Below are 12904 nucleotides of genomic sequence, written 5' to 3' on the forward strand. Positions count from 1 at the left end.
CTCTATCAAGCCTAACTTTGCTCTACTTGACTTTCCTCATTCTTTTTCATGAGATAGATATCTCCAAAACTCTCTTTTTGAATCAAGAGAATTTCTTGGGTTTTTATCAACTCCAAGGTTGCTAAAAAGAGTGTAATGACCTCTTGTAAATCTTTGGTTTCTTTAAACAAATCCTGCAGACATAGTTGTTGCCCTTCTACCAAGGCTTCCCGAACAATGACCATCATATCCTCAATCTTATACTCATCTCGTAAAATGGTTGTATGGTTTTTCGAGAATTCTTCCTTTTTCTTGGTCAATAAAGTTGAAAAGGCTAAGAAAAGATCGATAGTGGTCTTATCATGAACGAGTTCTGCATCTTCGTAAATTAACTCTGTCGGTGCTTTTGAGTAATATTGAGCTCGTTCTTGGTGCTTGACTTCCAACTGCTCTCCCAAAAGTTTAAACTTGCGGTATTCTTCAATCTGAGAAAGGAGATCCTGCTCTAGGTCATCCTCTAAATCAGACACTTCCGCAACCTTTGGCAAGAGCTTACGACTTTTGATCAGCATCAGTTGGCTAGCCATTACCATATATTCACCTGCCACTTCTAAACGCATGGCTTGTAAGGTTGATACATAGGCTAGATACTGCTCAATAACTTCTGTAATCGGTACATCATAGATATCCATCTGATACTTTGAAACCAAGTGTAAGAGCAAGTCCAAAGGCCCTTCAAAATCTTTTAATTTAATATCCATTATCTATATTTTTCTAAGGTCATAACTGTTTTTAATCCCAATTTTTTGGCGATTTCATACAAGTCAACCTTCTCTTCAATTTGTCTCAGTATAAACTGTTCTCTCAATCCTTGAGCCGATAAATCTGCAAACCCTTTTTCCTTTAGAAAGGCTTCTAACTGACGAAAGGCCCATTGACGAGAGTATGACCTACCAGCTTTTTCAAAGAGGTAGGTCTGTCCCATCAAGGGTTCTAACTCTGCAAGTAATTTTGTGGGAAGACTCAAGATTCTTTGCTGAGAGGCTTTATTGATTCTCAATACTTGAAAATCTAGATTTACATCACTTATTTTTATGGCTAGAATTTCACTAGGCAAGAGGCCCAATTCAACTATCAATAAGGCTATTAAACGCCCTTCTGGATAGGTACTTTCTTGCCAGAAAGAACTCAAGTCTAAAAGCTCTGACTTGACTTTTTTTTTCTCAGCCTGTTTCGGCAATTCCAAACGATAAAAGGTGCCAATCTTTCCTTTCTGGTATAAAAAGTAAAGAAATTGATTGCAGGCAGAAACTTTACGCTTTTGGGCACTGATTTTAAAATTTGATAGTTGTGCTTGGTAGATTTTTAAACTTGTCTCAGAAATTCGTTCTCCAATAAGATCTAAAAACTGCTCCAAGTCATATTTATAAGACTGTTTAGAATTACTAGATAGATTTTGCTTTTCTTCTAAAAATGTTAAAATCCATTCTCTCATTTGCTTCGAATCTCATATTCCTTACTAAAATCATGCAGGAGGGCATTGACAGCTTTGAGGATTGACTTCCGCGTGATAATCCCTTGGAAAATACCATCCTTATCAACGACTGGCAGGAAAGACTCATCCACTAACTTATGTAAAACATCCGTCAGTGTATAATCTGGATTAACTACCGCGACATCCTTCTTTGTCATGTGAACAATATCCATATCCGCCATGACTTCCTGACTTAAATCCTGCTCCATTTGATATGCAAAAATATCTCTAAGCCCTATGGTCCCAACAAATTTTTTCTCAGCAGTCACTACTGGAACTCGTGTATAAGTCATCTGGCTAAGGAGGAGAATTGCATGATCTGCATTGTGAGTATCAATGAGCACAGCCAAATTTTCAGCAGAAGTCAAAAAGGTTTCCTCTTGCTCCAGCAAAAAGAGTTCAAATTCTTTGGCAATCATCGAGCAAACTCCTTGGATAAGCCAGGATAAACCACATGATTACGTGTCAAAAAGTCCACTTTGAAATAGCTGTCATCAATTTCCACACGAGCGTAGAGACATTCTCTGATGGTTCCACGTGGTTGACTGATAGACCCTGGATTTAGAAAGAGAGTCTTTCCCTCCATCCAAGCATTTGGCACATGCAAGTGACCATAGAGACAGATATCAGCATCTTCCTCTTGAGCCCAGAAATCTAGTTTTTGGAAATTGAAGTTAATGTCAAATAAGTGTCCGTGAGTCTGGATAATCTTGGTAGGACCCAGTTGAGTCACTAAGCGTTCTGGATAATCTGAATAGAAATCCATATTTCCTCTAACTACCTGAATCCCTTCCCAGAGTGGTGAATCTGGGCGAAGCTCCGAGTCACCATCGTGAAAAATGGCATCAACTTTCCCAAGATAGCGATCACGTATTTCTTCTACAATCAAGCTATCTCCATGGGAGTCGCTCATTACAATGATGGTTTGCTTTGCCATGATGGAAATACCTCCAAAAGTTTCTTAACGGCTAAGGCACGGTGAGATTGACTATTTTTTTCTTCAAGGGTTAATTCAGCTGATGACTTGCCTGTTTCTCCTACTAGGAAAAGAGGATCATAGCCAAAACCATTTTCACCCTTAGGTTCAAAGTTAATGTAGCCTGACCAATCAGCTTCGACCACCAAGCTTTCCTTACCTGGGCTAGCCACAACCAAAGTGGTGTGGAATTGTGCCGAACGGTCCTTGAGTTCAAAGACCATGGCTAATTCGTGCAAGAGTTTAGCATTGTTTTCTTGGTCAGTGGCTCCCACTCCTGCAAATCGAGCTGACCAAACGCCTGGCAATCCACCGAGGACATCGACTTTAAGACCAGAATCATCTGCTAGAACCATATTACCTGTCAATTTGGAGATGGTTTCAGCCTTAAGGCGAGCATTTTCTTCAAAGGTCATACCAGTTTCAGCAACTTCAGGCAGATCTGGGTAATCATTGAGATTCTCCACATCATATCCAAGTTTGTCAAAGATAGCACGAAATTCCTTGGTCTTCCCTTCATTACAAGTCGCTATCAACAAGGTTTCTCTGACTTTGCTAGTTTCAAAGAAGGCTTCAACATCTACTCCTTCTTTAGGCAATTCCACATGCAAGAGTTGTCCATTTTCAACTAAGAGCAAGGCACCTTGGCGTTGAATGACTTCCAAGTTTCGACCAGCTTCTGCATTTAAAATCTCAACGATAAAAGAGAGTAAACGGAAGTTGGAAGACCAGCGCATTACCGTAATCGTGATTGGAAAACCACTTTCCTCATCACGGAAAATGCGAGCCAAATCCATAAAATCGAGATCAAGAGGATCTTTTATGAGGCTATAGATTCCACCGTAGACATCCCAGACACCTACATACCAGTCCTGGTTATCCTTGTATTCATAAATTTTGTTTGTCATAATGTTACATGCTCCACATGAATCTCTTTTTCTAGCCATTCCGCTCCAATCTGAGCAAAACTATGGCTATTTGCAGTCGTGTAAAAACGGTGTTGTAGAGGGCCGGCATCCCGGCTACGATTAATCTCGAAATAATTAAGTAATACAGAAATATCCCGTACACACTCTGCACCACTATCAATCAGTTTCACTTCTGGTCCCATCACATTTTGGATAATGGGTCTGAGGAGCGGGTAGTGGGTACAACCCAAAATCAAACTGTCTACCTTGCCCACTAATGGACGCAAGGTTTCATAAACTACTTTCTTGGTCACACTGGTTGAAAGGGCACCAGACTCAACCAAGGGAGCAAACTTAGGGCAGGCCAAACTTTCAACTTGCAAATTTGGATCTAGGTCATGAATTTTTTGACGATAGATATCTGATTGTACTGTCATCGGTGTTCCAATCACACCGATTCTCCCACCCTGACTTGCTTTGATAGCAGCTGAAGCACCCGGTAAAATGACACCCAGGACAGGAATATCCAACCTAGCCTTGACTTCTTCCCAAACAACTGCTGTTGCAGTATTACAAGCGATGACAATCATCTTGACATCCTTAGTCAAAAGAAAGTTGACCAACTGCCAAGTATATTCACGAATTTGCTCAGCAGGACGAGGCCCGTAAGGTGCCCGTGCCGAATCTCCAATATAGACGATTTCTTCATGAGGAAGCTGGCGCATGAGCTCACGTACAACGGTCAAGCCTCCAACGCCCGAATCCAAAAAACCAATTGGTCGATTATCCATACAGTCTTCTTTCTAGTCTTATTTTTCTGATTGATAGTTCATTATCATTACATTTCTCGCTGAAATTTCTGACAGACTGGTAAACTCCAGACTATCCCCTCTTAATCATAATCAAATATCAATAGAATGCAAGGAAAAAGTCTTATCCTTAAATATCAGTTGAACATAGTGAGAAGTCTGGAATTTTCATCCCAGACTTTTCCTATTTATTTCTTTTTATTGTTAGCAAGGGCTGCTTTTTGTTGGCGAATGATTTGGTGGTACACTTGTTGCACCTTAGCTTCGCTTGGTTTTTGACCATTTGCACTCAACAGAGTACGAACTGCTTCTGCATTCAAACGTGGGTTATCAGCAAATTCTTTTTCAATTTGCTTGCGCACCAAGTACATTCCTCCAAGAGCTCCACCTAGAAAAGCTAAAACAATCAAGACAATTGCTAAAATAAGGTCCATAATATTTCTCCTGTTTCTTTTTGAATCTTCTATATTATACCATAAAGTCCCACGCCTGACTAGTTTGATTTACGCTTTCAAAAGGGTAGGGCATTACTCAGATTCTTTTTCAGCTCTAATCTTTTTTAATTCAATAAAATTAAAAAAGAACTAAAATTTGGTAAAATAATTCAGTTTTTCCTAAAAAACCTTGCATTGAATCGATTTATTTGCTATATTAAGATTATACAAAACAAAGGAAACATCTTTCTGCAAGGCTTATTTTTTTACAAGAAAATGTATGCGCTTACAGATTTGAGAAAGGAGTTTTTATGGAGAAGAGCTATTGGGAAAAATCCTGTAAGTATAGCATCCGAAAATTGACCGTTGGAACTGCTTCTGTTTTACTGGGAGCTGTTTTTCTAGCAACACAGAATGTAGCTGCCGATGGCATCGAAGTGAAAGAAAATCAAGCAAGTGTCAGTGAGACTACGGTTCAAGTGAATACAAAAGTAGAGGAACCCACTCAAGAGGGTAAGGAAAATCAACCAAGCACAGAAAATCAAACCTCTACTGAATTAGCTGACAAAGAGGTAAAACCTGAAAAGGAAACACCTCAAACACATCATCAATCAGAGACTAACGCTGTAGTTGAACCTTCTGAAAATAAGGAGAGTGAAAAACCAGAACTTCCTATGACTAAGCAAGAAAACTATCAACTTCATTACGACCAACCAACTGCTCCTTCTTATGACGGCTGGGAAAAACAAGCCCTGCCAGTCGGAAATGGAGAAATGGGGGCAAAAGTTTTTGGGCTCATCGGTGAAGAAAGAATCCAATACAATGAAAAAACTCTCTGGTCTGGTGGACCGCAACCGGATAGCACCGACTACAATGGAGGAAACTATCAAGACCGCTATAAGGTCTTAGCAGAAATTCGTAAGGCATTAGAAGAAGGAAACCGCCAAAAAGCAAAACAATTAGCGGAGCGCAACCTAGTCGGACCAAACAATGCTCAGTATGGTCGTTACTTATCTTTTGGTGATATCTTTATGGTCTTTAACAATCAAAAGAAAGGCTTGGAAAATGTTACCGACTATCATCGTGGCTTAGATATTTCTGAGGCCATCTCGACCACTTCTTATACCCAAGACGGTACAATCTTTAAGCGTGAAACCTTCTCTAGCTATCCTGACGATGTTACTGTGACCCACTTGAGTAAAAAAGGTGATAAAACCCTTGATTTTACACTCTGGAATAGCTTGACTGAAGATTTGATTGCGAATGGCGACTACTCCTGGGAATATTCGAATTATAAACAAGGAGCAGTTACGACTGATTCTAATGGTATTTTGCTCAAAGGAACTGTCAAAGACAATGGTCTGAAATTTGCTTCCTATCTCGGAATCAAGACAGACGGACAAGTCACCGCACAAGATGGCTATTTGACTGTCACCGGAGCCAGCTATGCGACCCTTTTACTCAGTGCCAAGACCAACTTTGCTCAAAATCCAAAAACCAATTATCGTAAAGACATTGATCTAGAAAAAACGGTCAAAAATATCGTAGAGACTGCAAAGGCCAAGGGCTACGAGAAACTCAAGGAAAATCATGTCAAAGACTATCAAAGTCTCTTCAATCGAGTACAATTAAATCTTGGCGGTAGCAAGTCTAGCCAAACTACAAAAGAAGCTCTGCATACCTACAACCCAGAAAAAGGGCAAAAACTAGAAGAGCTCTTCTTCCAATACGGACGTTATCTACTCATTAGTTCGTCTCGTGACCGAACAGATGCCCTTCCTGCCAACTTGCAGGGAGTTTGGAATGCTGTAGACAATCCACCTTGGAACTCAGATTACCACCTCAATGTCAACCTTCAGATGAACTACTGGCCTGCCTACATGAACAATCTTGCAGAAACGGCTAAGCCAATGGTCAATTATATTGATGACATGCGCTACTATGGTCGTATCGCTGCTAAAGAATATGCAGGTATCGAATCCAAAGAAGGCCAAGAAAACGGTTGGTTGGTTCATACTCAAGCAACACCATTTGGCTGGACAACTCCAGGCTGGAATTACTATTGGGGTTGGTCTCCAGCTGCCAATGCTTGGATGATGCAGAACGTCTATGACTACTACAAATTCACCAAGGATGAAACCTATCTCAAAGAAAAGATTTATCCAATGCTCAAGGAAACAGCCAAGTTCTGGAATTCCTTCCTGCACTACGACAAATCTAGTGACCGTTGGGTTTCTTCTCCATCTTACTCACCAGAGCATGGAACTATCACGATTGGAAATACCTTTGACCAATCTCTAGTTTGGCAGTTATTCCACGATTATATGGAAGCAGCCAATCACCTCAATGTCGACCAAGATTTGGTGACAGAAGTGAAGGCTAAATTTGACAAGCTCAAACCACTTCATATCAACCAAGATGGCCGTATCAAGGAATGGTATGAGGAAGACAGTCCTCAATTCACTAATGAAGGAATTGAAAACCATCACCGTCACGTTTCTCATCTGGTTGGGCTCTTCCCAGGAACCTTATTTGGCAAAGATCAGCCTGAATATCTGGAAGCAGCACGCGCAACCCTAAACCATCGTGGAGATGGTGGTACCGGTTGGTCTAAGGCTAATAAAATCAACCTCTGGGCTCGTCTCCTAGATGGAAATCGTGCCCATCGTTTATTGGCAGAACAACTCAGATCCTCAACTCTAGAAAACCTCTGGGATACGCACGCGCCTTTCCAAATTGATGGGAACTTTGGTGCAACCAGCGGTATGGCAGAAATGCTCCTTCAGTCTCACACCGGCTACATTGCCCCATTACCAGCCCTTCCAGATGCATGGAAAGATGGTCAAGTCTCAGGTCTAGTAGCTCGTGGTAACTTTGAAGTCAGCATGAAATGGAAAGAAAAGAATCTTGAAACGCTATCCTTCCTTTCTAATGTGGGTGGAGACTTAGTCGTAGACTATCCAAATATCGAATCTAGCCTTGTTAAGGTAAACGGTAAGGAAGTACAAGCTACCCGCATCAAAGACAATCGCATCCAGCTTGCTACTCAAAAGGGCGATGTCATTACCTTTGAAAACTTTCCTGTGCCTATACCGTCTGAATTTGATTAGACTAAATCTAATCTATATCATAGACTCTCTACGAATCTATTATTTGCATCAGCTTTTTAAAACTTCGCCTTAATCTTATTGCTATAAACAAAAAAGATGGAATATCTTCCATCTTTTTTGTGATAATAAAGTTATATATGAGTATATATATGTACGTACTTCCAATTTCTAGTCTCTAAAATAAACTAAAAAGCCAGTTATAAATCCAGTTAAAAATCGAATATAACAAATTCAAAAGGAATTCATAAAAAAATAAACAAATGTGATACCAAATAAATTCTACAATCGTAATCAGTGGCTTGACTAGGATATAAAATAAAATATCCCAAATAAATTTCATTTTTTATCTTCCTTTCTAGGAAGTCCCGCAATCCAAGGCAGAGCAGATAACATTTTATAAGCCGCAAGAAATTTAGCAACCTCTAGGGCTTTTGGCTCAGATTCCTTCTTCTCAGTCAGTACTCCCATTCCTCTTACCCAGAGGCATGTTCCAATAATTCTAGCCATTCCTGTAAAAAAATTTGGTTGGTTGTCCATATGATTCTCCCGTAGTTCATATCATTTCTAACAGATTAGTTCTTATTGTATTCAGTATATCAAATTTATATAGTTTATCAAGTTTTTATCTGCAAAATAAAAAAGTTTCATAACCTTTCTAGAATAATACTAGGAAGATTATAAAACTTTTCATTAGTTCATATCTTTTTTATAGCGTTCCAATTCTGCTTGGTTAGCCCAAACATAATGTCCTGGACGAATTTCAACCATAGACGGTTTATCAGTTTCGTAGTCGTGTTGGTCTGGATCATAGACTTTCAAAACTTTCTTACGTTCCAAGATTGGATCTGGAATCGGTACAGCTGATAAAAGTGCTTGTGTATATGGATGAACTGGATTGTTAAACAATTCTTCAGTTTCAGCCACTTCAACAATGACACCCTTATAAATTACCGCGATACGATCAGAGATAAAACGAACTACTGACAAATCGTGGGCGATAAAGAGATAGGTCAAGCCCAATTCTTTTTGGAATTTCTTGAGCAAGTTCAAAACTTGGGCACGAACAGAAACGTCCAAGGCTGAAATTGGCTCATCCGCGATAACGAAATCAGGTTCCATAACCAAAGCGCGGGCAATCCCGATACGTTGACGTTGTCCACCTGAAAACTCATGAGGATAACGCGTCAAATGCTCAGACAAAAGTCCAACTTCACTGATAATCTTTTTAACTTTTTCTTGTCTTTCTTCCTCATCCTTAAATAGGTGATAGTTATAAAGACCTTCAGAAATAATATAGTCAACTGTTGCACGTTCATTCAAACTAGCAGCAGGGTCTTGGAAAATCATTTGGATTCGGCGGACTAATTCTGACGCTTGAGTACGTGATTTTTTACCATTAATTTTTTGACCATCAAAGATGATATCACCTTTGCTGGTATTATTCAAACCGATAATTGCACGACCAATTGTTGTTTTACCACTACCTGATTCTCCAACAAGTGAGAATGTTTCACCTTTGTTGATAAAGAAGTTAGCATTTTTAACAGCTACAAACTTTTTACTTCCTTCACCGAAGGAAATCTCTAAGTCTTTAATTTCTACTAATTTTTCAGACATTTCCTTCCTCCTAGTTTTCCAGATGAACAAGACCCATTCTCTCACGAATCTTGTCATGTAAATTTGCAATTACTGCTGGTTTTGCAACTTTTGGTGCTTGCTCATGAAGTAACCATGTTTTAGCCCAATGAGTATCTGAAACAGCAAATTGGGGTGCTTTTTCTTCGAAATCAATTTTCATTGCGTAATCTGAACGAAGAGCAAAAGCATCTCCCTTCAATTCTGTATAAAGTGATGGAGGTGTTCCCGGAATTGAATACAATTCCCCTTTATCGTCAGCCAACTGTGGCAAACTTGATAAGAGGCTCCATGTGTATGGGTGACGTGGATCGTAGAAGATTTCCTCAACTGTACCATACTCAACGATTTCACCAGCATACATAACCGCAACTTTGTCAGCAATACTTGCTACCACACCAAGGTCGTGTGTGATAAAGATTGTTGTAAAGTGGTATTCATTTTGTAGAGACTTCAACAAGTCAATAATCTGAGCCTGAATCGTCACATCAAGGGCAGTTGTTGGCTCATCACAGATAAGAACATCTGGACGACACGCAAGAGCAATAGCGATAACGATACGTTGACGCATCCCTCCAGAATATTGGAATGGATACTCCTCAAAACGCTTTTCAGCATCAGGAATACCAACCTTATTCATGTAGTCGATAGCCATTTCTTTTGCTTCTTTTGCTGTTTTACCTTGGTGTTTAATGATAACTTCAGTAATTTGGCTTCCGATTGTTTTGATTGGGTCCAAACTAGTCATAGGATCTTGGAAGATAGTTGCAATCTTGGCCCCACGAATTTGTTCCCAATCTTTGTGAGACGAAAGTGCTGTTAGGTCTTGTCCACGGTAATCGATGCTCCCCTGAGCAATACGCCCGTTTTCTTCTAACATTCCTGTAAAAGTTTTTGTCAAAACTGATTTACCCGAACCAGATTCTCCAACCAAGGCAAGAACTTCTCCTTCAATCAACTCAAGAGAAACTCCGCGGATAGCGGTCAAAACTTTGTCACGAACATCAAATTCCACGACAATATCTTGAGCAGATAAAATTACATTTTTATTATTTGTCATTTCTACTCCTATCTGTGTGTACGTGGATCACTAGCATCGGCTAAATTTTGTCCAACAATGAAAAGTGATAAGGAAACCAAAACCAAAGTTGTCAATGGAATCCAGAAGAGGTAGGCATTTGTAGTTACGTTCTGAGAATAATCTGAGATCAAACGTCCCAAACTTGGAACTGTAATCGGCAATCCGAGTCCAAAGAATGAAAGGAAAGCTTCATATGAGATAAAGGCTGGAAGCATTTGCGTCAAAGTCGTTACGATAACAGATACCAACTGAGGCATAATATTTTTTACTATAATTTTATATGTCGGTGTCCCCAGTGTCTGAGAAGCAAGGTTATATTCCAAATCACGATAACGCATGATTTGAATACGGATAGAATAAGCAATACCAATCCATGTAGTTACACTCATGGCGAAAATCAAGTTCCAGAAACCTGCACCGATAGAGTAAGTCAAAACGATAACGATCAATAACGATGGAATATTGTTGATAACGTTGTAGACTTCCATCATGATACGGTCTACTGATTTTGAAATACCCCAAATTCCACCTACAATCACACCGATAACAAGGTTTATAAAGGTCGCAATTACAGAAATCAAGATAGAGTTACGAGCTCCAAACCAGACACCATCAAAGAGAGATTTCCCGTTACTATCTGTACCAAACCAATGTTCACCATTCGGTTTGATATAGCGAGCACTAAAATCATTTACCTTACTTACATCGTTAAAGTCAAAATCTGAGAACATTGGATAGATGAAACTCATCAAAACGATGGCAATCAAGATACCGAGCATGATGACTGTTGATTTTTTCTTCAAAAACTGTCTAAAGACAGAACCCCAGTATGAATAGGCAGGAGTATCAATTGCTTCAGAGGCATAATCATCACGTTTTACAAATTGAAATTTATCATTACTAATTGTAGACATTATTTGCCTCCTTTCTCTGTCAATTTAATACGTGGGTCAATCATAGTCATCCAAATATCCCCTACAAATAATGAGAAGATAGAGATACATGTAAAGATAAAGACAAGACCAACAACCATATTGTTGTTTGATGCTTTTACAGAGTCAATCAGCATTTTACCCATACCAGGGAAAGCGAAGACTGTTTCTGTAAGAGTTGCTCCACCGATAACACCAATAATAGAACCTGGAATACCTGAAACGAGCGGTACCATAGCGTTCTTAAAGATGTGTTTATTTGAAATTTCTTTCTCAGATAGACCTTTTGCACGTGCAAAACGAACAAAGTCTTGAGATTGTAAGTCAATCATGTAACGACGAATCCAAATTGCCATACCAGGTGCACCCAACAAGCCCAAAATCACTGCAGGAAGGACATAAGAACGCCAATCTCCAGCACCCAAAATTGGGAATGAATCAGGAAATCCGATAGATGAACCAATCAAACGAATGATATAAACCAAGGCAATGGTTGGAAGGGCAAGCAAGAAAGTCAAAATTCCTGTAGAGAAACTATCAATCCAAGTATTTTTGTAACGAGCCATTGCAGAACCAAGTGGAATTGCAATCGCGTATGAAATAGCAAGACCAATCAAACCTGTGATAGCAGAACTTGCAATCATTGATGGATACTGATAGTTACTTTCAGTAGCTGTGTATGGATCATCCTTACCATAGTTTGCTACTTCACGTGCATCTGCTTGACTTGGAGATTTATAAGTTCTTGAGTAGATATTGACTGATGATGTTTTCTTACCAGTTGGGAATTGAACTTCAGAAGTCTTGGTTTGTCCTTGTCCTTGTGTGATAACTTGAAGCACAGGAGTATTGGCATAAGTTGGATAAGAATCTCCTAAGTTTAAGTTCACAAAGTTTTGATGAACAAATGGGAATTGACTGTTGAAGTACAAGAGGTATTTATGTTTAGTCCCTGAACCTACCAAAGACCATCCAATAGCTGGATCGTTTTCAAATCGCAAATAACGCTCTAAATTAGGATTTTCTGGATCTTGAATCTTGTTTGTATGGTCAATATCAAGCAAGTTTGCATAGAATTTGAACACACGCTCAAAAATAGGAATTTCACGAGTCGCATAGAATTGTCCGCTCTCTGTGAATACACCCAAAGTCCAACCGTTACCAAGTTGTTGGATATATTTTTCGTAGATAGCTTTATTTGTATCGTTTGCATCAACGGTTACAGAAGGGTCAATGCTACTAGCTTTTTCCTGCAACTCTTTCGTATCGTAATATTCGATATAACCCATACGCTCAAAAACGGTATTTTCATAGTTATCACGTTTATCAGCTGTTGTTGCAATTTTATTGTAGTTAGTATCTTGTTTGAAGATCAACTTCCGTGGAACCATCGTATAGATGATTGTGTAAATCAAGGTCGTTACTAAAAAGATAGAAACTAACGACCGCAAGATACGCATAAAAACATATTTTTTCATATTATTTCCTTTAAAATCCCAAAAGAAC

General features: G+C 39.3%; 12 protein-coding genes and 1 pseudogene. 1 reads left to right on the forward strand and 12 read right to left on the reverse strand.

Annotation, left to right across the window (positions count from 1 at the left end; genetic code table 11):
- Positions 1-11 precede the first annotated feature (11 nt).
- The 7 genes from NML75_RS02625 to NML75_RS02655 all read right to left on the reverse strand — a co-directional run bounded on the left by NML75_RS02625 (position 12) and on the right by NML75_RS02655 (position 4640).
- Entirely contained in the window at positions 12-740 is a 729-nt protein-coding gene (locus NML75_RS02625; protein ID WP_254733647.1) for a segregation/condensation protein A, read from the reverse strand.
- A complete protein-coding gene (xerD, locus tag NML75_RS02630) occupies positions 740-1474 on the reverse strand; it encodes a site-specific tyrosine recombinase XerD (protein ID WP_254733648.1) in 735 nt (244 codons plus the stop codon). Before xerD ends, NML75_RS02625 begins: the two co-directional genes overlap by 1 nt.
- Positions 1471-1932 carry a cyclic-di-AMP-binding protein CbpB gene (gene cbpB / locus NML75_RS02635; protein ID WP_254733649.1) on the reverse strand — a complete coding sequence of 154 codons (462 nt, stop codon included), beginning with the start codon at positions 1930-1932 and terminating at the stop codon, positions 1471-1473. Before cbpB ends, xerD begins: the two co-directional genes overlap by 4 nt.
- Positions 1929-2450 (reverse strand): metallophosphoesterase, encoded by a 522-nt coding sequence (locus NML75_RS02640; protein ID WP_254733650.1) that lies wholly within the window; start codon positions 2448-2450, stop codon positions 1929-1931. Before NML75_RS02640 ends, cbpB begins: the two co-directional genes overlap by 4 nt.
- On the reverse strand, positions 2426-3436 hold the full coding sequence (locus NML75_RS02645; protein ID WP_441348912.1) for a nucleoside-triphosphate diphosphatase: 1011 nt from the start codon (positions 3434-3436) through the stop codon (positions 2426-2428). Before NML75_RS02645 ends, NML75_RS02640 begins: the two co-directional genes overlap by 25 nt.
- On the reverse strand, positions 3394-4188 hold the full coding sequence (gene racE, locus NML75_RS02650; protein ID WP_254733652.1) for a glutamate racemase: 795 nt from the start codon (positions 4186-4188) through the stop codon (positions 3394-3396). Before racE ends, NML75_RS02645 begins: the two co-directional genes overlap by 43 nt.
- Before the next feature lie 206 nt (positions 4189-4394).
- Positions 4395-4640: a YneF family protein gene (locus NML75_RS02655; RefSeq protein WP_004251708.1), complete on the reverse strand. Its 246-nt coding sequence runs from the start codon at positions 4638-4640 to the stop codon at positions 4395-4397.
- Positions 4641-4951: 311 nt separating this feature from the next.
- Between NML75_RS02655 and NML75_RS02660 the strand changes: the two are divergent.
- Positions 4952-7723: pseudogene (locus NML75_RS02660) on the forward strand (glycosyl hydrolase family 95 catalytic domain-containing protein); the annotation flags it as partial.
- 363 nt (positions 7724-8086) lie between these two features.
- On the opposite strand, the gene NML75_RS02665 reads toward NML75_RS02660, so the two are convergent.
- The 5 genes from NML75_RS02665 to NML75_RS02685 all read right to left on the reverse strand — a co-directional run bounded on the left by NML75_RS02665 (position 8087) and on the right by NML75_RS02685 (position 12876).
- Positions 8087-8287 carry a hypothetical protein gene (locus NML75_RS02665; protein ID WP_004251701.1) on the reverse strand — a complete coding sequence of 67 codons (201 nt, stop codon included), beginning with the start codon at positions 8285-8287 and terminating at the stop codon, positions 8087-8089.
- Between the two features lie 153 nt (positions 8288-8440).
- Positions 8441-9367 carry an ATP-binding cassette domain-containing protein gene (locus NML75_RS02670; protein ID WP_004251696.1) on the reverse strand — a complete coding sequence of 309 codons (927 nt, stop codon included), beginning with the start codon at positions 9365-9367 and terminating at the stop codon, positions 8441-8443.
- 10 nt (positions 9368-9377) lie between these two features.
- Positions 9378-10445, reverse strand: a complete 1068-nt coding sequence (locus tag NML75_RS02675) for an ABC transporter ATP-binding protein (protein WP_004251684.1) — start codon at positions 10443-10445, stop codon at positions 9378-9380.
- Between the two features lie 8 nt (positions 10446-10453).
- A complete protein-coding gene (oppC, locus tag NML75_RS02680; RefSeq protein WP_004251681.1) occupies positions 10454-11380 on the reverse strand; it encodes an oligopeptide ABC transporter permease OppC in 927 nt (308 codons plus the stop codon).
- Entirely contained in the window at positions 11380-12876 is a 1497-nt protein-coding gene (locus tag NML75_RS02685) for an ABC transporter permease (RefSeq protein ID WP_004251679.1), read from the reverse strand. Before NML75_RS02685 ends, oppC begins: the two co-directional genes overlap by 1 nt.
- Positions 12877-12904: the final 28 nt, after the last annotated feature.

Source organism: Streptococcus sp. CF4-3 (assembly GCF_024295385.1).
GTDB lineage: Bacteria > Bacillota > Bacilli > Lactobacillales > Streptococcaceae > Streptococcus > Streptococcus infantis_I.